This is a genomic window from Acidimicrobiia bacterium (assembly GCA_040878325.1).
Lineage (GTDB): Bacteria > Actinomycetota > Acidimicrobiia > Spongiisociales > UBA11373 > JAUYIV01.
Window position 1 is genome coordinate 48,695 of the sequence record JBBDMM010000004.1, and the last position, 21,336, is coordinate 70,030.

Genomic DNA, 21,336 nt, shown 5'->3' on the forward strand with positions numbered 1-21,336 from the left:
ATCGCGCATCGCGCATCGCGCATCGCGCATCGCGCATCGCGCATCGCGCATCGCGCATCGCGGACCTCTATCGGAGCGCGGCCAGGACTGCTTCGTGCACGGCTCCATTGGTGGCCACTACTCCTCGGTTGTGTTCCAGGGTGGGGCCTGTGGTGAAGTCGAGGTCGCGTCCGTCGAGGTCGGTGACCGTTCCGCCGGCGGCGATCACGATCGCCGCCCCCGCGGCGTGGTCCCACACTCGTTCGCGCCAGTCGGGCCGGCTCACCGGGCGCAGGTAGACCTCGGCGAGGCCGGCGGCGACCGCGGCGTACTTGGCCTGGCTATCGATCCGCACCCAGCCGCCGCCGAACCCGGCACGGTCCACCACCCGTTGGATGGCCGCCGGGTCCCCGTGAGACGTCTCGACGCTGCCGAGCACCCTCACCGCGGCAGGATCGGCCACAGCCGACACCGAGATCCGGGTCGCGACGCCGCCCCCGATGGGCTCCATCCACGCCCCTCGCCCGGGGACCCCCCACAGCAGCACCCCGGTGGTATCGCCCATCGTCAGCCGGGGACAGCCGAGGACGCCCGCAATCGGGACCCCGGCGTCCAGCAAGCCCACCGCCACCGCGAACTGGTCGCCCCGCAGGAAGCCCTTTGTCCCGTCGAGGGGGTCCACGGCCCATACGGGCTGTCCCCCCCCGCCGGCATGGTCGATCCAATCGGCGAGGTCGTCCGGCCGACAGGGCGAACCGGTGACCTGGGCCACCAGCGACGCCACGGTCTCGGAGCCGGCACCACCCTCTGCGAGCAGGTGGGCGGACCCTTCCTCTGCCAACACACCGTGATCAGGGAACGCCGCCGCAACCGCGCCGAGGATCACCGCCTGGGACCCATAGTCGGCCAGGGTGACCGGCTCCCGGCCTGCCTTCTCCAACCGCTCCGGTCCGGAGTCGGCGACGAGCATGCACAGAGCCGACGCCGCTCGCACCGCAGAACGGGCGGTGTCGAGCATCGCGTCGAGGTCGGGAATCACGGATGGGGATTGTGGCACGGAGCTTCGAAGCTCAGCGCCACCCCCGGCCAGAGGACGGGCCAATCGCCAGTCGCCAATCGCAACTAGGTTTTCCCGAATGCGCTACCTCGACGCTGTCGCTACCCGCGAGGCGCTTTCGATGTCCGATGCGATCACCGCGATGGAGTCGGCTTTCGGCGACGACCGCGAGACGCCGGTTCGCTCCCGGCTGGGACCGTCGCTCTTCATGCCCGGCCGGGTAGGCGATCTCACCGGTATGAAGGTGGTGTCGACGGTTCCCGGAAAGCCATTCGGCATCGTGGCGGTGTTCGATGCCGACGGACGATGCGCCGGCCTCGTCGACGGACCCACATTGACGGCGATTCGCACGGCGGCCGGCGCTGGCCTCGCCACGAGGCTCCTCGCCCGGCCCGATGCGCGGACGATGGCGATGCTCGGAGCGGGGGCGATGGCATACGACCAGGTGATCGCGGTGAAGGAAGTGCGCCCGATCCTCGACGTGCTCGTCTGGTCGCGCGATCCCGATCACGCCGCCGCACTGGCGGCACGGGTCGATGGAGAGGTGGCCGCCGACCCGACCGAGGCGGTGGCTGAGGCGGATGTGGTCACCACTGCCACCCCGAGCCGAGTCCCGCTGTTCGAATCCAGAGCGGTGCGTCCCGGAACCCACCTGAACGCGGTTGGGGCGTTCACCCCGGCGATGTGCGAGATCCCGCCTGAGGTGGTGAGGGTCGCGAAGGTTTTCGTCGACGACCTCGAAGCCGCCGCCGCCGAGGCCGGCGACTTGCTGCAGGCGGGGCGCGAGCCGGACGGGACGATCGCCGACTTGCTCGCCGGGAGGATCCATCGCCAGCGCCACCACGACGACATCACCTTCTTCAAATCGGTGGGGATCGCGAGTCAGGATGTGGCGGCAGGCGCGGCCGCGCTGAAGCGCGCCGCCGACCTGGGTCTCGGTGTGGAGATCGGCTGACGGATGGGGCCTCCGGGCTCCTCTACCCTTCTCGAATATGACCACCCTCTTCTCCAAAATCATCCGCGGGGAAGTCCCCTCGCACAAGATCTACGAAGACGAACACACATTCGCGTTCCTCGACGTCAATCCGCGGCAGGAGGGCCACACCCTGGTGGTCCCAAAGCGCGAGGTGGACTACCTGTTCGACCTGCCCGAGGAGGACTACAAAGCCTTGTGGTCGGCGTCACAGACCATCGCCACGGCACTGAAGGCGGTGACGCACTGCCACCGGGTGGTGGTGCTCGTGGTCGGATACGAGGTGCCCCACGCTCACGTTCACCTGATCCCCACCAACTTCCTCGCCGATGTGCCGTTTCCCCCGGTCGACGAGGCCGCCAAGGCGCGCCTCGCCGAGACCGCCGAGCGGATCCACACGGTCATCCGATGACATTTGGACCGCAGACGGCGCTCATCGTCGTCGACATGCAGAACGACTTCGTCGAAGAGAGCGGTTCGCTGACGGTTCCCGGAGCCGACGAGATCATCCCGTTCGTGAATCAGACGATCTCTGCTGCCACCGAAGCGGGCGCCCTGGTGGTGTACACCCAGGACTGGCATCCGTTTTCGACGCCGCATTTCGAGAAGGACGGGGGGATCTGGCCGATCCACTGCATCGGCGAATCCTGGGGCGCACAAATGCAGATGCTGGTCACAGTGATCGCGAAGGCACCGATCATTCGCAAGGGAACCAAGGGCGAGGATGGGTACAGCGGCTTCACCGTACGAAACCCTGAGAACCCGGAAGAGATCGAGTCCACCGGGCTGCACGCCCTCCTCTCCGATCGGGGTATCGACCGCGTCGTGGTGATCGGCGTCGCCACCGACTATTGCGTGAAAGAGACCGCGCTCGATGCCATCCGCCTCGGATACGAAACGATCGCCCTCGTCGACGGAATCCGCGCGGTCGACTTGGCCGAAGGTGATGGCGACGCCGCCATTGGCGCCATGCAGGAAGCCGGAGTGGCCATCGTTTGAAGTGGATCACCACCGAAACTGCCCCGCTGCTCATCGACCTCTACGAGCTGACGATGGCCGAGACCTATCTTCGGGGGGACCTCGACCATCCGGCAACGTTCGAGCTGTTCGTCAGGGAGCTCGGCCCCCATCGCAACTTCCTGGTCGCCGCCGGCCTGGAGGACGCCCTCGAGTTCCTCGAGGAGATGCGATTCGACGAAGAGGCGATCGCATTCCTTGGATCGTTGGGACGCTTCTCCAGCGAATTCCTGAAGCACCTCGGAACCGTCCGCTTCGAAGGTGACGTCTGGGCCGTTCCCGAGGGGACACTGGTATTCGGCCAAGAGCCCATCCTCCGGGTCACCGCCCCATTGATCCAGGCCCAGATCGTCGAGACCTTCCTCCTCAACGCGGTGGGGCTGCAGACCCTGATCGCTTCGAAGGCGGCCCGGGTCCACATCGCCACCGGGGAGCGCAGGTTCGTCGACTTCGGGGCACGGCGCAGCCACGGTGCCGACGCCGCCTTGAAGGGGGCGCGAGCCGCCTACCTGGCCGGAGCAGCTGCCACCTCACTGGTGGCAGCCGGCTACCACTACGGGGTGCCGCTCACCGGCACCATGGCCCACTCTTTCGTGCTCGCCCACGACGATGAGCAGACCGCATTCGAGGCGTTCGCCCGGGCGTTCCCCGACGATGCGGTCCTGCTGATCGACACCTACGACACGGTCGAAGGGGCACGGATCGTCGCCAGAGTGGCTCCGCGGCTGCGGGCCGACGGTATCGAGGTCTCGGGAGTGCGCCTCGATTCGGGCGACCTGGGCACGCTCTCCCGTGAGGTGCGCGCCATCCTCGATGCCGCCGGGCTCCAAGGAGTGCAGATCCTCGCCTCCGGCGGACTCGACGAATTCAGGATCGAGGCGCTGCTGTCGGGCGGGGCACCCATCGACGGCTTCGGTGTCGGCAGCAGCATGATGACCAGCTCCGACGATCCCGGCCTCGACGTCGTCTACAAGTTGGTCCACGACCAGGACGGCGCGCTGATGAAGAGCTCGATCGGGAAGGCCAACTATCCCGGGATCAAGCAGGTGTTCCGGAGTGACCGCGGCGACGTGATCGGACTCGCCGACGAAGTACTGGAAGGGCGCCCCCTCCTCGAGCCGTACCTCTCCGGTGGTGTCCGCACCAAGCCCCCCGGTGACCTCCACGCGATGAGGGCCGCGGTGATCGCGTCCATCGACGGCCTCCGCCCAGAGGTCCGCCGCATCGATGGCCCGGCGGATCCCCCGTGGAACGTAGAGATCTCACCGCGTCTGCACGCCCTCACCGACGAGGTCCGCTCCCGACGCTGACCCAACCGGCACCCGCGTCAGGCAGGACGCGGTAGATTCAGCCACGCGTAGGGAAAGCGGGGCGATGGCGATGGAGAAGCCGGAACCGACTGACACAGATAGCGCGCCCTGGGCCGACGCGCCCGCCGGGTCCATGACCATCGACGCGATGGCTCGGGCGATCCTCGACGCCAACCAGCAGCAGTTCCTCCGTGGGGCCCGCAGCCAGCGATTCGCCTTCGCCACCATGAAGTGGCTCTTCATCGTCGTATTCATGCTCGCACTCGGTGCGATGATCGCCGCGGTCCGGATCGCCACCGACGTGCCCCCGGAGGGGTACAACTGGGCGCAGGCCGGAGTGGTGGCCGCCATCGCCGCCACCTCGCTGCTGCTCTTCACCGTCCTGCTGTACATGCGTCCACTCGCTGCGCTCGAACGCAACAGCGTCGTTCAGGCCTTCCTCACGGTCGTCGTCAACTCGTACTGGACCCGCCTCATGTACGTGAAGGACACCGACGACATCGCCGCCCCACTCGAAGACGCCACCGCCTACACGGTGGAGCACCTCGGAGCGCTCCTCGACCGCCAGATCCTCGGCCGGTCGAAGTACATGAATCTGGTGCGACGAGCGCAGGACGAAGCGGATCAGGACCCAGGGGCTTACGCGACGCCTCTTTAACGCCTCCCGCCCCCCGGCCTCCCGCAGGAGCGCGCGGCGACCGCGCTTCTAGTACCGGGTCGCCCGTCGCTAATCGCTTGAATACCAACCCATGCCACGTCGCGCGGTTCCCACAGCCCATCGCAGCACTCGGGTCCTCGTTGGTGAAGAACTGACCGCCGCCACCGTGGTGATCGAGGACGGACTCATCGCCGCGGTGCTCCGCCACGACGACGACGGCGGCGTAGCGGTCGCCGACCATGGCGATCTCGTGATCTCGCCGGCGCTCGTCGACACCCACGTTCATGTGAACGACCCGGGGCGAACCGAGTGGGAGGGCTTCGAGACGGCCACCGCGGCCGCAGCCGCCGGTGGGATCGCCGTCATCGTGGACATGCCGCTCAACAGCGTTCCTCCGACGACGACGGTCGCCGGGCTCCACGCGAAGCGGTCCGCGGCTTCCAACGTGTCGGTGGATGTCGGGTTCTGGGGTGGCATCGTCCCCGGCAATCTCGGGCAGGTGAAAGCCCTCGGCGAGGAGGGAGTGTTCGGGTTCAAGGCCTTTCTCGTCGAATCGGGGGTCGACGAGTTCGGATGCATCGGGCTCGGCGAGCTCGACGACGCACTCGAGGCAGTCGCCGCGGTCGGTCTTCCGCTACTCGTCCACGCCGAGGCCCCCGGACCGCTCGCCGCCGCGCCACCGGCTGGTCGTGACTACCCGTCGTATCTGGCCTCGCGCCCGGCCGAGGCGGAAACGGAGGCGATCGCCGCCGTGATCGAATCGGTCCGCCGCACCGGCGGGCGCGCCCACATCCTCCACCTCTCGGCCGCCGACGCTCTCCCCCTCCTCGAGTCTGCCCGCGGCGACGGGCTGCCGATCACCGTCGAAACCTGCCCGCACTACCTCACCTTCTGCTCGGACGACATCCGAGGTGAAGCCTGTGAGTTCAAGTGCGCCCCACCCATTCGGGACGCCGAGAACCGCGAACGCCTGTGGGAAGGCCTTGCGGCCGGGACCATCGACATGGTGGTCAGCGACCACTCGCCGTGCTCTCCCAGCCTCAAGCAAGGTGGGTTCGACCGCGCCTGGGGTGGCATCGCTTCGCTCGAGTTGCGGCTGCCGATCATGTGGACCGAAGCGGCAAACCGGGGATTCGGTCTCGCCGACGTCGTCCGGTGGACCGCCACCGCACCAGCGGACTTCGCCGCCATCCCCGGCGGTCTGGTGGAGCCGGGCCGACGCGCCGACCTGGTGATCTGGGATCCCGATGCCGGGCGGGTCGTCGACGGCGACAGACTGTTCCAGCGACACCCCGTCACTCCCTACGCCGGACGCAACCTCCAGGGCGAGATTTCGGCCACACTGGTCCGGGGCAAAGTGGTCTTCGGCGACGGACAGGTGACCACCGGCACCGGGAATCTGCTGGAGCGGAGATGAGTGACTCGACCGAACTACTGGTGGATCTGGCTGCGGAACGACTCGGCGGCAAGGTGATCGCCGCCAACGACGAATTCTTCGCGCCCAAGGAGGGCCTCATCAGGGACGGCGACGCCGTCTGGGATCCCGACAAGTACACGTCGCGGGGCAAGTGGATGGACGGCTGGGAGACGCGGCGCCGCCGCGAGCCGGGCCATGACTGGGCGATCGTCGCCATGGGCATTCCCGGCATCGTTCGCCAGGTCGTGGTCGACACGGCCCACTTCACCGGCAACTACCCCGAATCCGCCTCGGTCGAGGCCATCGATCTCGCCGGGAATCCGTCCGTCGTCGAGTTGGTGCGTGACCCGGGCCGGTGGAGCGAGATCGTCCGCCGCACGCCGTTGCGCGGCGACACCACCAACGAGTTCGCCGCCTCCCCACCCCTGCGCATCACCCACCTGCGGCTCGTCATCTACCCGGATGGCGGGGTGGCCAGGCTGCGGGTGCTGGGTGACCCGGTGCCACCGCAAGGAGTGCTCGAGGGCGACCGGGAGCTGGATCTCGCCCTCCTCCACCACGGCGCCCGCGCGATCGACTGTTCCGATCGCCACTACTCGTCGCCAAACCGGATGCTGGTGCCCGGCCGGGCCCGGGGAATGTGGGACGGGTGGGAAACCCGACGGCGCCGCGGTGCCGGCAACGATTGGGCGGTGATTCGCCTGGCCGGGCGAGGCGTCATCGATCGGATCGAGTTCGACACCGCTCACTTCAAGGGGAACGCCCCCGGGTCGGCCGATGTCGAGGCGATCGATGCCCCCGGAGCCTCCATCGGTGAGTTGCGGCTGGCGGGGTGGACGCAACTGGTCCCCGAGAGTCCGGTCAAGCCTGACTCGCGACACAAGTGGACGAAGCTCGCCGACGTCGGCCCCGTCACCCACCTCCGGCTCAACATCCATCCCGACGGCGGAGTCGCCCGCCTCCGCGCCTTCGGGCGCAGCGACCAGCCATGGACCTCGATCGGCTGAACCGCCTCGACCCCGACGAGGCCCACGCGGCGTTACGCGATTGCTGCGGGTCGGGTGCTTGGGCTACGGAGATGACGCTGCGCCGACCCTTTGCCTCGCTGGCCGAGCTTCTCGACACCGCCCGGTCGACATGGCGATCACTCGACCCCGCCGACCGCGAGGCGGCCTACGCCGCCCATCCACGTATCGGCGAATCGGTGCCCGGCGACGATCGCCACCACGCCTGGTCGCGCGCCGAGCAGGGTGCAGTTGGCGAGGCGCCCGCGGGGGTCCTCGAGCGTCTGGACGCGTGTAATCGCGAATACGAGGCCAACTTCGGCCGGGTGTACCTGATCTTCGCCACCGGCAAGTCGGCCGAAGAGTTGCTGGCCCGTTGCCGCGACCGGATCGCCAACGACCCCGAAGTCGAAGCCGCTATCGCCGCCGCTGAGCAGGAGAAGATCACCGATCTGCGTCTGCGCCGACTCGTGGGGATAGATTGAGACGATGCCACGAGCCACCAGCCACCAGCCACCAGGGGCGACATGAGCCTGAGTACCCATGTCCTCGATACCGGGCGGGGGCGGCCGGCATCAGGTGTGTCGGTCCGGCTCGAGGCATTCGACGGGAATGGCTGGCGGCCGATGACGAGCGCCACCACCGATACCGACGGCCGCATCGGCGACCTGCTCGGTGAAGAGCCACTCGTTCGCGGTGAGTACCGGCTGACCTTCGAGGTCGGGGCCTACCTAGGGGACGACGCCTTCTACCCGGAGATCGCGGTGGTATTTCGGGTCGATTCACCCGAGGAGCACCACCACATCCCTCTTCTGCTGAGCCCGTTCGGGTATTCCACCTACCGCGGGTCCTGATGCTCGACCTTCACCTGCAGGAATGGCTCGACATCGCCATGCGGTGGATTCATGTGATCGTTGGGATCAGCTGGGTCGGGACGTCGTTCTACTTCAACTGGCTCAACAACCGGGTCCGGCCTCCGGCGATCCCCGAGACCGGGGTGGCGGCCGAACTGTGGTCGGTTCACGGCGGCGGGTTCTACCGGGTAGTCAAATACGACGTGGCGCCTGCACGGCTTCCCGACACCCTCCACTGGTTCAAGTGGGAGGCCTATGCCACATGGCTGAGCGGGGTGTCGCTGCTCTTCATCGTGTACTACCTGGGACCGAGCGGGATCGCGATCGACCCGACCAAGTTCGAGATGACGCGGTGGGCCTTGGTCGCCCTCGGCCTCGGTTCGCTGGTCGTCGGGTGGTCTATCTACGACGGGTTGTGTCGCACTCCGCTGGCGCGGCACCCGGCCTGGTTCGCCCTCATCGGCCTCGGATTGGGCGCGGGGGTGGCGTTCGGGTACTCGCAGGTGATGACCGGCCGGGCGGCCTACATCCACACCGGGGCGCTGATCGGAACCCTGATGGCGGCGAACGTCTTCCGGGTCATCATCCCGTCGCAACGCCAGATGGTCGACGCGATGACCCGGGGCAAAACCCCCGACGCCGAGGCAGGCCGCGACGCCGCCCGCCGGTCGCTCCACAACAACTACCTGACGCTGCCGGTGGTCTTCATCATGGTGAGCGGGCACTTCCCGTCGACATTCGGGGACCGCTGGAACTGGGCCATCCTCGCCGGCATCGCCGCGTCCGGAGCGCTGGTGAGGCACTGGTTCAATCTTCGAGGTCAGGGCCACCGCAACGTGTGGATCCTGCCGGCCGCGGCCCTGATCATGATCGCCCTGGCGGTGGTCACTCGACCCGCTTCGACCGACCAGATCGTGCCGCCACAGATCCTGTCGATAGTCCAGCAGAGGTGTGTGCCATGCCATTCGGCGACGCCGACCGAGCCCGGTTACACCGAAGCCGCCAAAGGAATTCTCCTCGACACCGAATCGGCGGTGCTGGCTCGCAGAAGGATCATCGGACCGCTGGTCGAGTCCGGGTACATGCCCTTCGGAAACGCCACCGCCATGACCGAGGAAGAGCGGGCGCTGGTGGTGGAGTGGGCAGAAGGCGGCTAGGAAGCCGCCCGGAGGGGCGCTGTCAGGCGCCCGTCCGATTCTGCAATATCTTCACGAACGATCTGCCGCGCAGGTCCTCCAGCGTCACCCCGGTGCGCCGGGCTGCTTCCTCTTCGCCTATCGCTCCGCTGGCGATGGCTCTGAAGAAGAAGTTGAGCAGCCCCTGGCCGGTGGCGGCGTCGTCGAAGACATCGCCGACCAGCGTCGCCTGGGCAGCTTGCTCCACGAAGTTGTGCAGCCGGGTGGCGGCGGCATCGAGACTCTCCAGGTAGAAGGCCTGAACCGCGGCGTACCGGGTCACCAGTTGGGCAGGGTGGACATCCCATCCTTGATAGAAGCCATGCACCAGCGAGTGACGGACCTCGTCGAAGTGAAGGCGCCAAGCGTTGTGGACTGCACGGGTGTTCGCGGCCAATTCATCCGGCGTGGTCGCTTCCGGGTGGACGGGCACCGGCAGCACGTTGGTGGCCCCGTCGGAAAGCCAGATGCCGGTCCCGGACAGTGCCACCTGCATGACGTGCCGGGCGAAGTCGCACGCCGGGTGGGTCATCCCCTGGTGCGCCGCGGTGATCTGACACGAGGCGGTGTAGTCGTAGGTGCCGAAGTGTGCCGCAACGCATCGATCGCCCACGGCGCGGACCAGACGCGCCACCACCACCCGCCCCTCCTCGTCGATTACGGAGCGAGTCACCTCGATCATCACCTCGGCCTTGATCGCCTCGGCCTCCAGCCCGAGCCGCTCTTCGAGCACCCCGAGTGCCTCGCCGAACACCTCCGCCTGCTCGGTGGACAACACCTTGGGAAGCGTCACATGCATCCGCGGGGGAAGCGCGCCCGTGGTACGGGAGACCAGTTCGCTGAAGAACAGGTCGAGGGTCCGGAACGCCCGCGCCCGCTGTTCGCGTCCGAATGGCTTGATCCGGATACCGATCACCGGAGGCAGCCCGCCTTCGGCCATTCCCCGGGCGACCTGCCCGGCGGCCTCGACCGCCACCTCGTCCTCTTCCGGGTCGGGCCGGGTGCCGAAGCCGTCTTCGAAGTCGATCCGAAAGTCCTCGACCGGCTCCCGCTCCAACTTCTCGACGATTCGCGGGTAGAGGGTGGCGACAACCGGATCGCCTTCCCTGCCCAGGGCAACCGCCAGAGACTCCGGGTCGGGGGCGTATCGCTCGAGGGTCCTCAGCGCGACCGCCCCCAGCCGGGGGGCGGTATCCCACTTGAACAGCTGCGCACCGCCGTAGACGGTGTGGATCGGTTGCCGTTCCCCGGTATCCCCCGGGAACGCCTTGCCGGCGCCGTCGTCGTCGAGCCTCCGGGCAAAGGCGGCAAGGACGTCATCCGAGAAAGCGCCAGTCATCGGAGGCACGCTACCGGACGGTCACCTCTCCAGGATGCAGATGCGTGGCAGGGTTCGATACTGCTCGGCGAAATCGAGCCCGTACCCCACCACCCACACATCCGGGATGTCGAACCCGAGGTAATCGATCGGGACATCCACCTCGGCCCGGTCGGGCTTGCGGATCAAGGTGCACGTCTTCAGAGACGCGGGGCGACGAGCTTCGAGCAGTCGCAGCAGGTATGTAAGGGTGTGGCCGGTATCGACGATGTCCTCGACGACCAGGACGTTCTTCGACGCGATGTCGTGGCGGACGTCGAGGATCAAGCGCACCGCGCCGGGATCCTCGCTCTCCCGCTCGCCGTACGACGACACCGAGATGAACTCGATCCGATGAGGGATCGTCAGCCGGCGTGACAGGTCGGCCAGGAAGATGAACGAGCCCTTCAGCACCCCGAGCAGGACCAGGTCGTCCTCACCCTCGTAGTCCGTGGAGATCTGGGCAGCCAGTTCACCCACTCGCTCGTCGATAGCAGCGGCGTCGATCAGCGTGGTGAGAGGCATCGGTCGCAGGCTAACGGAGGTCGGCCTCGCTGCGGATACCCAATACGCAATACGCGATACGACCGAGCGGGGCTGAACCGCCCAGAACGGCCGCCGACACGGCCAGGGGTTCGCCCACCCAGGGAGCGGGCATTGCGTGTAGTTCCCTAGCGAATTGCGAATTGCAACCGAGCGAAGCGAGGCTGTGATTGACACACCGCCCCGTCCCTGCGACAGTTCAGCGCCGTGGAGGCTCGTATGCAGATGAGGATCACCCCGCCCCAGGCTCGTTGACCGCGCACGTCCCTTCCCGGACGTGATCGCCGGCCAACTGGGCCGAACCCCACCGATCCCGCGTCGCGCGCCGCGCGACGACTCTCTCAGGAGCCTCGATGATTCCCGTACGCGCCTACTGGCGCCTTCTCAAGAAGTATCTGCGCCCTCTCCGGGCACGCGTGGTGCTGCTCGCCGCCCTGCTGTTCACCGGCATCGCCTTCCAGGTGGCCAATCCTCAGCTGATCAGGGCGTTCATCGACGGCGCCCAGGAGGGCCAGGACATCTCGCGGCTGCTGTCGTATGCGGCGATCTTCATCCTGCTCGCCGTCGGCCACCAAGCGCTCAGCGTGTTGTCGACCTACTTCGCCGAGCAGGTGGGGTGGACGGCGACCAATGAGATGAGGGCGGAGCTCGCCGAGCACCTGCTCGAACTCGACATGTCCTTCCACAAGACGAAGACGCCCGGCGAGTTGATCGAGCGAATCGACGGCGACGTGACCACGCTCTCGAACTTCTTCTCGGCGTTCGTGATTCACGTCGTCGGCAATGCCGTACTACTCGCCTCGGTGATTTTCCTCATGTGGCGAGAGCATCCGCTGATCGGCATCGGGATGACGGTGTTCGCGCTCGTCGCCGGCGTGCTGATGATCGGGCTGCAAGCGATCGCCATCCCCTGGTGGCGGGAGGTGCGCGCCAAGCGGGCCGAGTTCTTCGGGTTCCTCGGCGAGCAGCTCGGCGGAACCGAGGACATCCGCGCCAACGGGGCGGTGCCCTACATGATGCATCGCTTCACGCTGCTGCACCGCGAGTGGCTGCCGCTGGAAGTCAGGGGCCGCTGGGGCTTCTCGATGCTCTGGGCGACCTCGATCGCGGTCTACGTGTTCGGCCTCGCCCTGGTGTTCGGTATGGGCTCGCGGCTGTTGACCGCCGGCACGATCACGATCGGGTCGGTCTACCTGGTGTTCCACTACACGGAACTGATCCGCCACCCGATCGACCAGATCCGGACTCAGATGGAGGACCTGCAGAAGGCGGGGGCGGGAATTGCCCGCGTCGAAGAACTGTTCGCCGCCCGCACCCAGCTCCCCGAGACCGGCACCGGACGGCTCCCCACCGGCCCGCTCGCCCTGGAGTTCGACGGCGTCACCTTTGCGTATCGCGACGACGCCTCCGACGGCGAGTCGGTGCTCGACGAGGTCGACCTCACCATGGAACCCGGACGGGTGCTGGGATTGCTCGGCCGCACCGGGTCGGGCAAGTCGACCATGGCCCGTCTAGTCACCCGCCTGTACGACCCGACCAGTGGCGTCATCAGGGTCGGCGGCAGCGACCTCCGCGACATCGAGCGCGACGACCGCCGCGCCCGGGTCGGGATGGTAACCCAGGAGGTGCAGCTGTTTCGCGCCACCGTGCGAGACAACCTGACCTTCTTCGACTCGAGCGTCGACGATGAACGCATCTGGCAGGTGCTCCTCGAGCTCGGCCTCGGCGACTGGGTTCAGGGCCTTCCGAACGGCCTCGATGCGATGCTCGAATCGGGGTCGGGCGGGCTGTCGGCCGGGCAGGCCCAGCTGCTGGCGTTCGCCCGCATCTTCCTCCGCGATCCGGGATTGGTGATCCTCGACGAGGCTTCGTCGCGGCTCGACCCGGCGACCGAGTTGCTGATCGAGCGCGCCGTCGATCGCCTTCTGACCGATCGCACCGGGATCGTGATCGCCCACCGCCTGGCAACGGTCGACCGCGCCGACGACATCCTGATCCTCGAGCGGGGGCGCGTCGTCGAGCACGGGCCGCGCGAGACGCTCGCCGCCGACCCCGATAGCCGATTCTCCACCTTGCTCCGCACCGGCATGGAGGAGTTGCTCGCATGACGACGCGCCGCATATCCACCGCCCAGCTCGGTCTCGGTCTCATCAAGTATCAGAAGGGTCGCTACGCCGCCAACGTGCTCGCCTGGGCCTCGATCTGGGTGATGCCGATGATCCCCGCGCTGATCACCAAGGCGTTCTTCGACCGGATCACCGGAGAGCAGACGGCCGGCTTCGACGTGCCCACCCTGGTGTGGCTCGTGGTGGTGTACGCCTTCGGGCGCATCACCGTGATGTTCCTCGGGATGTGGAATGACGCCCACCTGATGTTCCGGATCGCCACGCTGATGCGTCGCAACATGCTCGAGCGGATCTTTGAACTGCCGGGCGCCCAGTCGATGAAGGAGTCGCCGGGCGAGGCGATCAGCCGGTTCCGCGACGACGTCGACGAGAACGTGGAGTCGTTCTCGTGGACCGTGGACATGATCGGGCTGTTCACCTTCACCGGACTGGCCATCTGGATCCTGGTCGGCATCGACGGGCTGCTGACGGCCCTGGTGTTCGGCCCCTCGATCGCGGTCGTCTACCTGGCGGCGATCGCCCGGCATCGCATCAAGAGGTACCGCGAGGCGTCGCGCGAAGCGACCGGACGGATCACCGAGGCGCTGGGCGAAACGTTCGGTTCGGTGCAGGCCATCAAGGTCGCCGGGGCCGAGAAGCCGATGATCGCCCACTTCCGGATGCTCAACGACCGGAGGCGGACCGCGGCGATCAAGGACAAGGTCCTGACGGCGATGCTCGAGTCGCTCTTCTGGAACACGATCAACATCGGGACCGGGATCATCCTGATCGTCGCCGCGTCGGCGATGCGGTCGGGTGAGTTCACCGTGGGTGAGTTCGCGGTGTTCGTGTACTTCCTCGGATTCGTCACTGACGCCGGATTCTTCCTCGGCCTGTTCATCGCCCGGTACCAGCAAGCCGCCGTGTCCTTCGGACGGATGGTGGAGCTGATGGGCGACGACGCTCCCCCGCTGCGGCTCGTCGAGCCAGTGCCCCTCCATCTCACCGGCGAACTCCAGCCCCCGGATGTGGTGCCGCCGCATCTGGCGCCCCTCGAGACGCTCGAAGTGCGCGACCTCACCTTCCACTACCCGGCTTCCGACGACGGCATCGACGATGTGTCGTTCATGGTGCCGGCTGGCTCGTTCACGGTGATCACCGGGCGAGTCGGGGCGGGCAAGACGACCTTGCTGCGGGCGATCCTGGGGCTGGTGAAGCCGCAACGCGGGGAAGTGGTGTGGAACGGTGAGGTGGTCGAGGAGCCGGCTGAGTTCTTCATCCCTCCGCGATCGGCCTACACCCCCCAGGTGCCGCGGCTCTTCTCCATGTCCCTGATGGAGAACCTGCTGATGGGGCGGCTCGACCATGAGACCGAGGTGCAGAGCGCGCTGGCCTCGGCGGTGATGGAACCCGACGTCGACGCGATGCCCGAGGGCCTGGCGACACTCGTCGGCCCGATGGGAGTCCGCCTTTCCGGAGGACAGGTTCAGCGCTCGGCGACTGCCCGTATGTTCGTCCGCCGCCCCGACCTGCTGGTGTTCGACGACGTCTCGAGCGCCCTCGATGTCGAGACCGAACGCGTGCTGTGGGAGCGGTTGTTCCGGGAACGGTCCGGGGTCACCAGCCTGGTGGTGTCGCACCGTCACCCGGCACTGCAGCGGGCCGATCAGATCGTGGTCATGCATCAGGGCCGAGTGGCCGCGATCGGACGGCTCAACGACCTGCTGGCGACCAGCCCCGAGTTCCGCGCCCTGTGGGAAGGCGAGGCAGTCGACTGACGTCGTCTGCCTCGCCCGCAATTCGCCGGACGCGCTGACCGCCTTTCGCCGCGTTAGGTCACATCGGGGCCGCCGACTCCGAGCCTCGCGGCCGCTGCTGCCAGTGGTCGATCGAGAGTCCAGAGATCGTGGGAGCCGAGGCGGCACGACGCCAACAGGTGGATGTCGACCCATCCCAGGCCCTGCCCCCAGAGCCGATGAGCGTCGAGCAAACCGCGCGCCTCACGGTGCTCCGCCACCGGGGCCTCAGCGAGCCGATCGAGGAGCCCGAGGACCTCGTCGCGGCCCCTCAGCGTGCCGCAAGCGAGTTCGCCGACTACGAAGGGATGGAGTACAACGAGTGCTTCGTCGAGCAGGCCGGCCAGTCGCGGCGATGACACCCTGAAGTGGTCGATCCAGACGGATGTGTCGACGAGGGTGGTCACTCAGGCTGACCGGCGGCGCCGGCCCGCCTCGGCAGAGGGATCACTCCCGCCCATCGCTGCCAGCCGTCGGGCGCTCTCCCGGGCGATAAGGGCTTCCAACCCGGCGCGCACAACGGCAGACTTGCCTGTGATCCCGCTGAGCCGCTGCGCCTCCTCGACCAGTGCGTCGTCGAGGATCAGTGTGGTTCGCATATGCATATCAGTATGCCTAATAAGTATGCTGGCGTCAACGGTGTCGGTCCGGGTTACCCAGCCGTCGTAGGCTTTCTAGGTGAGGTTGGTGATTGTCCCCCTCACCGCCGTTGTCTTCGAGGTCGTAGAGGAGTGCCCCAGGTTCGTCGAATTCTCGGTTCCACTTACTCCATAGCCTGGGCAGATCCACCCCCTGCTCGACCGCGCGCGGCACCAGATCGAGCACCACTACCGTCCCCTGGTGTCCACCCTCCTCGTGAAGAACGCCCATGTGCTCGTCGCCATGGACGAAGGGCGGCGGGAGATCCCCGGTGGCGGGTTGTTCGCTCGCAAGGGCGTCATCGAACAAGTGGGGCCGACCTCCGAGCTTCCCAACAATGCTGACCAGGTCTTCGACGCCGCCGGAATGCTGGTGCTCCCCGGGTTGGTGAACACCCACCACCACCTCTATCAGTCCCTCACCCGGGCGGTCCCGGGCGCCCAGGATGTGCCGTTGTTCGATTGGCTCCGCACCCTCTATCCGATTTGGGCGAACCTCGATCCGACGTCGGTAACCCTCGCCACGACGCTCGGACTGCTGGAACTCGCCAAGTCGGGCTGCACCACCGCCTTCGATCATCAATATCTGTGGCCCAACGGATCGCGGGTCGACGACCAGGTGGAGGGCGCCCGCGAGGTCGGGATCCGCTTCCACGCTTCGCGCGGTTCGATGAGCCTCAGCGAGAAGGACGGTGGATTACCCCCCGACTCGGTGGTCCAGGACCACGACACGATCATCGCCGACACCATCCGGGTCATCGAGCAGTTCCACGATCCTCACTTGGGCTCGATGGTGCAGATCGCGGTATCGCCGTGCTCTCCTTTCACCGTCACCGAGGAGTTGATGCGCGATTCGGCCGACCTAGCTCGGGAGAAGGGCGTACGTCTCCACACGCACCTCGCCGAGACCAAGGACGAGGAGAGATTCACCATCGATCGGTTTGGCAAGCGTCCGATCGCGTACGCCGCCGACCTGGGGTGGCTCGGCGACGACATCTGGTTCGCTCATGCAGTGTTCGTCGAACCCGGTGAGATCCTGCAGTTGGCGGCCACCAGGACAGGAGTCGCCCACTGCCCGTCGTCGAACATGCGGCTGGCTTCGGGAATCGCCCCGGTTCCCGCCTATCTCGCCGCCGGAGTGCCAGTGGGGCTGGGGGTCGACGGTTCGGCCAGCAACGACTCGGGCAATCTCCTCGCCGAGGCGCGTCAGGCCCTGCTACTGGGACGGCTCGGCGTCAGCCCCGGCATCGGAGCCGGACCGCAGATGCCGGCTCGGACCGCTCTCGAAATCGCCACCCGCGGCGGCGCCGAGGTGCTGGGACGAGGCGACATCGGAGCGCTCGAGACGGGACGCATGGCCGACTTCTTCACCCTCGACCTCGGCCGGGTCGAGTTCTCCGGCGGCCTTCATGACCCGGTGGCCGCAGCAGTCATGTGCTCCCCGGCACCCGCCCGTGATGTCTTCGTCGGCGGCGAGCCGGTGATCGAGGACTACCAGCACCGATCGATCGACGAGGAAACACTGGTGGAATACCACAATCGAGCTGCTTCAGCCCTGATGGGCTGAAGCAGGAGTCAAGAGTCAAGAGTCAAGAAGATCGTCTACCGCTCTTGTCTTGACTCTTGACTCTTGACTCTGCCAAGTGCCTCTCGCACATTCTGGGATGCGTTCCGGGCACGGCTATCCGGCGGCATTGCTCGCCGTTGTCGGCGGCCGAGCACGGGAGCGGGACGGCGCATTCGGGCACAACGGCACGGTAGTGGCGCCGTCCTAACGCTTGGGGTCAGGCGCTGGTGTCTAGCAGTCCGCCCAGCAGATCGGCGTTCACCCCTCGCTGGTTCAGGATCTCCTGCTGCCTGGTGATGTCGCCCCTGGTCGGCGCCGCCAGCGCGTACGCCGGCGCAGCGAACACCAGCGCCACGAGATAGATGGCAAAGGTGCCGGTGAACAAGAAGAGCACCACCCCGACGATCACGACCGCCTCCGCGACCGCCAGTAGCGCGAACATCGAGATCCCATAGGAGCTGGCGACCTCCGCCGAAGTCCTTCCACGGAGGAGGCGCCTCTTGAGCAGCCCCGCGATCGAAACGCTCATCGCCCCCACCACGGCGAGGATCGCCACCGCGGGACCGGTTCCCAGCAGGGGCTCATCGACATCGACGAACGACAGGCCGACGAGCACGACGACCAAAACGATCAGGAACGCGACGAACACGGTGCGCAGGAGGACGAGACCGCCGGCGCGCGGCTGCAACAACGAACCCCACCCCGGATCTCTTGGGTCGTCGGCCATCCCACCACCACCTTCAAACGTCTAGCCAGTATGTCGCGGCTCACCCGTGCTCGTCGGTGCTGGGAGGTTCGGCGTGGATGGTTCGCTCTTGGTGGATGTGACGACCAGGGACCGGCTGGTGGGCGGGGTCGTCCAGAAAGAGGCCCTTTTCGGTCGCATGCAGCAGGCTGGTGCCGTAGGCGGCGACCAGGTTCTCGGTGGTGAGCACCTCGGCCGGCGGCCCAGCAGCGACCACCCTGCCGGCGAGCAGCAGCACCCAGTCGGCGGCGCGAGCCTCGGCGAGCTCGTGGGTGCTCATGATCACCGTGCGGCCCGCCGCCTGCTCCTCGTGGATCAGGTCGTCAATCGCCCGGGCGGAGGTGAGGTCGAGCCCGGTGAGCGGCTCGTCGAGGAGCAGCAGGTCATGATCCTGGGCGATCCCCTGGGCCACGAACACCCGCTGACGTTCCCCGCCCGACAGCTCGTGGAGGTGGCGATCGGCGAGGGGGGCAACTCCCATCCGGTCCATCGCCTGCTCGACCGCCTCACGGTCGCGGGGGCGGAGCCGCCCGTACGGGCCGGTCGAGGCGTAACGGCCCATCGTGGCAACCTCTCGCACCGTGACATGAAGCGTCTCGTTGACCTTGGTCGCCTGGAGGACGTAGGACACCCGGGCCTCGCCGCTTTCGACCCGCAAGGTGCCCGACTCGGGTACTACCAGCCCGGCGATGGCATTGAGGATCGTCGATTTTCCGGAGCCGTTGGGGCCGATGAAGGCCGTCACCACTCCCGCGGGAATGGCAAAGGTCGATGAAGCCAGGGCGACCCGGGCCCCATACCGCAGGACGATCCGGTCGGCATCGACCACTAACGGCATCGGGGGCACCGCCCTTCGATCTCGAGGACGTGGTCCAGCGGGGCAAATCCGGAGGCGAGGGCGAGCGATTCGACCAGCCGGCGGAGCGCCACCTCCTCCCCTTTGGGAACGGTCACGTCTTCGACCATGCCGCAGTCGATGCACACCAGGTGGTGATGATGGCCCGCGATCCATTCGGCCAACTCGTAGCGGGTGACCCCCCGCGCCCCATGATGGGGGGCCACCACCCCGGCTTCCTCCAAAACGCCGAGCGACCGATAAAGGGAGGACACCGGAACCCTCGGCCGCAGCCCCGCAACGAGTTCAGCAGCCGAACGAGGCCCGTCGGCCCGCGCCAGGGCGGCGACCACCGAGCGGCGCCCCCGGGTGTAGCGGACTCCGTGACCGGTGAGCCGCTCCTCGACCCTCTGATCGACTGTTGCCACCAAGTCGGACCTCTGTTACCTTGCCGGGATGAACAATAGGAATGATTCTCATTTTCGTCAAGTTGCTGGGAACGGTCTGATTCGCCTGGTCGCCGGCCTGCTCCTCGCCGTCGGCGTGCTGGCGGGATGCTCCGAGCGCGCCGACGACGACCGCCCCCTGGTGGTGGCCACCACCACCATGCTCGGCGATGTGGCAGCCAACATCGTGGGCGAGAGCGCCCGGCTCGAAGTGCTGATGCCCCGCGGGGTTGATCCCCACGACTATGAGCCGTCCTCCCAGGAGGTGGCCCTGCTCGCCGAGGCGGATCTGGTGATCGCCAACGGGCTGGAGCTCGAGGAGGGCCTCGAGGATGTAATCGCGGGGGTCATCGACGACGGGGTCCGGGTGCTCGAGGTGGCGCCCCTGCTCGACCCGCTCCCCTTCGGCGAAGACGACCACGCCGACGAAGATGACCACGACCACTCGCTCGACCCTCATGTGTGGCTCGATCCGCTGCGGATGGCCCAGGCGGCCCGGCTGATCGCCGATGAGCTCGCCAAGATCGACCCGTCGGTCGACTGGTCCGCCCGCGCCGACGCGTACGCGGCCGAACTCGAGGCCGCCGACGAGCGCATTATCGCCATCCTCGCCTCGGTGCCGACCGACCGTCGCCTGCTGGTCACCAACCATGACGCCATCGGCTACTTCGCCGACCGATACGGGTTCGAAGTGGTCGGGGTGGTCATTCCGGGCGGCTCCACCCTCGGCGAGCCCGGCTCCCAGGCGCTCGCCGATCTGGTGGCCCTGATCGACGAACTGAGTGTGCCGGCGATCTTCGCCGACACCAGCGAGCCGGGTGCGGTGGCCGCCGCGGTCGCCGCCGAAGCCCGCGAGCCCGTGGCGGTGGTGAACCTCCACACCGAATCACTCGACGCTGAGGGCTCCCCCGCCGCCACGCTGATCGGGATGCTCGAGGAGAACGCCCGGCTGATCGCCGACGCCCTAGCGTGACATCATGGATTGGCTGACCGACCCGTTCTCTCTCGCCTTCCAGCAACGTGCCCTGCTGGGTGGGGCGCTGGCGGCGGTGGCCACCTCGATGGTGGGCATTTGGGTCGTCGTCCGGGGGATGACCTTCCTTGGCGACGCCCTGGTCCATGGCGTGGTCCCCGGGATCGCCCTCTCGGTGCTCCTTGGGTTCAACCCCCTGATCGGGGCGGCGGTCGCCGCGCTGGTGATGATCGGTGGGATCCGCCTGGTGCACCGCCAGACCACGTTCTCCGAGGACACCGGCATCGGCCTGCTCTTCGTCGGGATGCTCGGCCTCGGCGTGATCCTGATCTCACGGTCGTCGTCGTACACCGGAAACCTCACCGGGATCCTCTTCGGCAACGCCCTCGGCGTGTCGGCGGGCGATGTGCTGCTCCTGGCGGTGGTGGCGGCGATCGCCACCGTCACCTCGATCGCCTTCTACCGCCAGTTTCTCGTGCTGTCATTCAACGAGGACAAGGCCCGACTCCTCGGGCTGCGTCCCGACCTGGCCCACGGCGTGCTTCTCGCCCTGGTGACCCTGGCGATCATCGGATCCTTCCAGACCGTGGGCACGCTCCTCGTGTTCGGGCTGCTCGTGGGGCCTCCGGCCACGGCGGCGCTCCTCTTCCGCCGGGTCCGCACGATGATGCTGGCGTCGGCGGCGATCGGGGTGCTGTCGGTATTCGTCGGCCTGATCATCTCGTACCACGCCGACACCTCCGGGTCGGCCACGATGGCAGTCGTCCCGGTAGCGCTGTTCTTCGCCGTACTTGCCCTCAAGAGCATCGGACGCCCGCGCCCGGAGGCGTGACCCGCATCGCATTGCGAACTGAGCCTTTCGCCCCACGCCTCCGAATCTGTCACAG

The 21,336-nt window shown here is 67.3% G+C and carries 23 protein-coding genes; 15 read left to right on the plus strand and 8 right to left on the minus strand.

What is annotated here, in order from left to right:
• Nucleotides 1-67 precede the first annotated feature (67 nt).
• The gene (locus WD184_02195) at nucleotides 68-1,018 is read right to left on the minus strand and encodes an inositol monophosphatase family protein (protein ID MEX0825559.1); all 951 of its coding nucleotides are present in this window, start codon (nucleotides 1,016-1,018) and stop codon (nucleotides 68-70) included.
• Nucleotides 1,019-1,115: 97 nt separating this feature from the next.
• Between WD184_02195 and WD184_02200 the strand changes: the two genes are divergently transcribed.
• From WD184_02200 to WD184_02245, 10 genes are all read left to right on the plus strand, one after another.
• A complete protein-coding gene (locus tag WD184_02200; protein MEX0825560.1) occupies nucleotides 1,116-1,991 on the plus strand; it encodes an ornithine cyclodeaminase family protein in 876 nt (291 codons plus the stop codon).
• A 37-nt stretch (nucleotides 1,992-2,028) separates the two neighbouring features.
• Entirely contained in the window at nucleotides 2,029-2,421 is a 393-nt protein-coding gene (locus WD184_02205) for an HIT family protein (protein MEX0825561.1), read from the plus strand.
• On the plus strand, nucleotides 2,418-3,008 hold the full coding sequence (locus WD184_02210; protein ID MEX0825562.1) for an isochorismatase family protein: 591 nt from the start codon (nucleotides 2,418-2,420) through the stop codon (nucleotides 3,006-3,008). Before WD184_02205 ends, WD184_02210 begins: the two co-directional genes overlap by 4 nt.
• Nucleotides 3,005-4,336 carry a nicotinate phosphoribosyltransferase gene (locus WD184_02215; GenBank protein ID MEX0825563.1) on the plus strand — a complete coding sequence of 444 codons (1,332 nt, stop codon included), beginning with the start codon at nucleotides 3,005-3,007 and terminating at the stop codon, nucleotides 4,334-4,336. The genes WD184_02210 and WD184_02215 overlap by 4 nt, the downstream gene beginning before the upstream one ends.
• A 148-nt stretch (nucleotides 4,337-4,484) precedes the next feature.
• Nucleotides 4,485-4,994, plus strand: coding sequence for a hypothetical protein (locus WD184_02220; GenBank protein MEX0825564.1), 510 nt, complete (start codon nucleotides 4,485-4,487; stop codon nucleotides 4,992-4,994).
• A gap of 91 nt (nucleotides 4,995-5,085) precedes the next feature.
• Entirely contained in the window at nucleotides 5,086-6,411 is a 1,326-nt protein-coding gene (gene allB / locus WD184_02225; GenBank protein ID MEX0825565.1) for an allantoinase AllB, read from the plus strand.
• The gene (gene alc, locus WD184_02230) at nucleotides 6,408-7,418 is read left to right on the plus strand and encodes an allantoicase (protein MEX0825566.1); all 1,011 of its coding nucleotides are present in this window, start codon (nucleotides 6,408-6,410) and stop codon (nucleotides 7,416-7,418) included. Before allB ends, alc begins: the two co-directional genes overlap by 4 nt.
• Entirely contained in the window at nucleotides 7,400-7,900 is a 501-nt protein-coding gene (uraD, locus tag WD184_02235; GenBank protein MEX0825567.1) for a 2-oxo-4-hydroxy-4-carboxy-5-ureidoimidazoline decarboxylase, read from the plus strand. Before alc ends, uraD begins: the two co-directional genes overlap by 19 nt.
• 42 nt (nucleotides 7,901-7,942) lie before the next feature.
• Nucleotides 7,943-8,269: a hydroxyisourate hydrolase gene (gene uraH / locus WD184_02240; GenBank protein ID MEX0825568.1), complete on the plus strand. Its 327-nt coding sequence runs from the start codon at nucleotides 7,943-7,945 to the stop codon at nucleotides 8,267-8,269.
• A complete protein-coding gene (locus WD184_02245; protein MEX0825569.1) occupies nucleotides 8,269-9,426 on the plus strand; it encodes a urate hydroxylase PuuD in 1,158 nt (385 codons plus the stop codon). Before uraH ends, WD184_02245 begins: the two co-directional genes overlap by 1 nt.
• A 22-nt stretch (nucleotides 9,427-9,448) precedes the next feature.
• Here the strand turns inward: WD184_02245 and WD184_02250 are convergent, their stop codons facing one another.
• Together WD184_02250 and hpt are read right to left on the minus strand one after the other, a co-directional pair.
• Nucleotides 9,449-10,783 (minus strand): phosphoenolpyruvate kinase, encoded by a 1,335-nt coding sequence (locus tag WD184_02250; GenBank protein ID MEX0825570.1) that lies wholly within the window; start codon nucleotides 10,781-10,783, stop codon nucleotides 9,449-9,451.
• 21 nt (nucleotides 10,784-10,804) lie between these two features.
• Entirely contained in the window at nucleotides 10,805-11,326 is a 522-nt protein-coding gene (hpt, locus tag WD184_02255; protein MEX0825571.1) for a hypoxanthine phosphoribosyltransferase, read from the minus strand.
• Between the two features lie 371 nt (nucleotides 11,327-11,697).
• Here hpt and WD184_02260 point away from each other — a divergent pair, with 371 nt between their 5' ends.
• Both WD184_02260 and WD184_02265 read left to right on the plus strand, forming a co-directional pair.
• Nucleotides 11,698-13,452 carry an ABC transporter ATP-binding protein gene (locus WD184_02260; GenBank protein ID MEX0825572.1) on the plus strand — a complete coding sequence of 585 codons (1,755 nt, stop codon included), beginning with the start codon at nucleotides 11,698-11,700 and terminating at the stop codon, nucleotides 13,450-13,452.
• Nucleotides 13,449-15,227 carry an ABC transporter ATP-binding protein gene (locus WD184_02265; protein MEX0825573.1) on the plus strand — a complete coding sequence of 593 codons (1,779 nt, stop codon included), beginning with the start codon at nucleotides 13,449-13,451 and terminating at the stop codon, nucleotides 15,225-15,227. The genes WD184_02260 and WD184_02265 overlap by 4 nt, the downstream gene beginning before the upstream one ends.
• 53 nt (nucleotides 15,228-15,280) lie before the next feature.
• Here WD184_02265 and WD184_02270 read toward each other — a convergent pair whose 3' ends face one another.
• Together WD184_02270 and WD184_02275 are read right to left on the minus strand one after the other, a co-directional pair.
• Complete coding sequence (locus WD184_02270) at nucleotides 15,281-15,652, minus strand: PIN domain-containing protein (GenBank protein ID MEX0825574.1); 372 nt, start codon at nucleotides 15,650-15,652, stop codon at nucleotides 15,281-15,283.
• Nucleotides 15,653-15,844: a type II toxin-antitoxin system VapB family antitoxin gene (locus WD184_02275; GenBank protein MEX0825575.1), complete on the minus strand. Its 192-nt coding sequence runs from the start codon at nucleotides 15,842-15,844 to the stop codon at nucleotides 15,653-15,655. It lies immediately after the preceding gene.
• Nucleotides 15,845-16,085: 241 nt separating this feature from the next.
• Between WD184_02275 and WD184_02280 the strand changes: the two genes are divergently transcribed.
• Nucleotides 16,086-17,450, plus strand: a complete 1,365-nt coding sequence (locus WD184_02280) for an 8-oxoguanine deaminase (GenBank protein ID MEX0825576.1) — start codon at nucleotides 16,086-16,088, stop codon at nucleotides 17,448-17,450.
• Between the two features lie 217 nt (nucleotides 17,451-17,667).
• Here the strand turns inward: WD184_02280 and WD184_02285 are convergent, their stop codons facing one another.
• Genes WD184_02285 through WD184_02295 form a run of 3 tightly spaced genes read right to left on the minus strand, consistent with a single transcriptional unit; the run spans nucleotide 17,668 to nucleotide 19,458 of the window.
• Nucleotides 17,668-18,177 carry a hypothetical protein gene (locus WD184_02285; GenBank protein MEX0825577.1) on the minus strand — a complete coding sequence of 170 codons (510 nt, stop codon included), beginning with the start codon at nucleotides 18,175-18,177 and terminating at the stop codon, nucleotides 17,668-17,670.
• A gap of 40 nt (nucleotides 18,178-18,217) precedes the next feature.
• A complete protein-coding gene (locus WD184_02290; GenBank protein MEX0825578.1) occupies nucleotides 18,218-19,033 on the minus strand; it encodes a metal ABC transporter ATP-binding protein in 816 nt (271 codons plus the stop codon).
• Complete coding sequence (locus WD184_02295) at nucleotides 19,024-19,458, minus strand: Fur family transcriptional regulator (GenBank protein ID MEX0825579.1); 435 nt, start codon at nucleotides 19,456-19,458, stop codon at nucleotides 19,024-19,026. The genes WD184_02290 and WD184_02295 overlap by 10 nt, the downstream gene beginning before the upstream one ends.
• A 28-nt stretch (nucleotides 19,459-19,486) precedes the next feature.
• Between WD184_02295 and WD184_02300 the strand changes: the two genes are divergently transcribed.
• Nucleotides 19,487-20,449 carry a metal ABC transporter substrate-binding protein gene (locus WD184_02300; GenBank protein MEX0825580.1) on the plus strand — a complete coding sequence of 321 codons (963 nt, stop codon included), beginning with the start codon at nucleotides 19,487-19,489 and terminating at the stop codon, nucleotides 20,447-20,449.
• Nucleotides 20,450-20,453: 4 nt separating this feature from the next.
• Nucleotides 20,454-21,281, plus strand: coding sequence for a zinc ABC transporter permease AztB (aztB, locus tag WD184_02305; protein ID MEX0825581.1), 828 nt, complete (start codon nucleotides 20,454-20,456; stop codon nucleotides 21,279-21,281).
• The last annotated feature ends 55 nt before the right edge of the window (nucleotides 21,282-21,336 follow it).

Bases quoted from the DNA above. Each gene is read 5' to 3' on its own strand.
- WD184_02265 (MEX0825573.1), top strand. From the start codon at position 13,449: ATGACGACGCGCCGCATATCCACCGCCCAGCTCGGTCTCGGTCTCATC.
- WD184_02275 (MEX0825575.1), bottom strand. From the start codon at position 15,844: ATGCGAACCACACTGATCCTCGACGACGCACTGGTCGAGGAGGCGCAG.
- WD184_02250 (MEX0825570.1), bottom strand. From the start codon at position 10,783: ATGACTGGCGCTTTCTCGGATGACGTCCTTGCCGCCTTTGCCCGGAGG.
- WD184_02290 (MEX0825578.1), bottom strand. From the start codon at position 19,033: ATGCCGTTAGTGGTCGATGCCGACCGGATCGTCCTGCGGTATGGGGCC.
- WD184_02285 (MEX0825577.1), bottom strand. From the start codon at position 18,177: ATGGCCGACGACCCAAGAGATCCGGGGTGGGGTTCGTTGTTGCAGCCG.
- WD184_02205 (MEX0825561.1), top strand. From the start codon at position 2,029: ATGACCACCCTCTTCTCCAAAATCATCCGCGGGGAAGTCCCCTCGCAC.
- aztB (MEX0825581.1), top strand. From the start codon at position 20,454: ATGGATTGGCTGACCGACCCGTTCTCTCTCGCCTTCCAGCAACGTGCC.
- WD184_02300 (MEX0825580.1), top strand. From the start codon at position 19,487: ATGAACAATAGGAATGATTCTCATTTTCGTCAAGTTGCTGGGAACGGT.
- WD184_02245 (MEX0825569.1), top strand. From the start codon at position 8,269: ATGCTCGACCTTCACCTGCAGGAATGGCTCGACATCGCCATGCGGTGG.
- WD184_02210 (MEX0825562.1), top strand. From the start codon at position 2,418: ATGACATTTGGACCGCAGACGGCGCTCATCGTCGTCGACATGCAGAAC.
- uraH (MEX0825568.1), top strand. From the start codon at position 7,943: ATGAGCCTGAGTACCCATGTCCTCGATACCGGGCGGGGGCGGCCGGCA.
- hpt (MEX0825571.1), bottom strand. From the start codon at position 11,326: ATGCCTCTCACCACGCTGATCGACGCCGCTGCTATCGACGAGCGAGTG.
- WD184_02260 (MEX0825572.1), top strand. From the start codon at position 11,698: ATGATTCCCGTACGCGCCTACTGGCGCCTTCTCAAGAAGTATCTGCGC.
- allB (MEX0825565.1), top strand. From the start codon at position 5,086: ATGCCACGTCGCGCGGTTCCCACAGCCCATCGCAGCACTCGGGTCCTC.
- WD184_02220 (MEX0825564.1), top strand. From the start codon at position 4,485: ATGGCTCGGGCGATCCTCGACGCCAACCAGCAGCAGTTCCTCCGTGGG.
- uraD (MEX0825567.1), top strand. From the start codon at position 7,400: ATGGACCTCGATCGGCTGAACCGCCTCGACCCCGACGAGGCCCACGCG.
- WD184_02200 (MEX0825560.1), top strand. From the start codon at position 1,116: ATGCGCTACCTCGACGCTGTCGCTACCCGCGAGGCGCTTTCGATGTCC.
- alc (MEX0825566.1), top strand. From the start codon at position 6,408: ATGAGTGACTCGACCGAACTACTGGTGGATCTGGCTGCGGAACGACTC.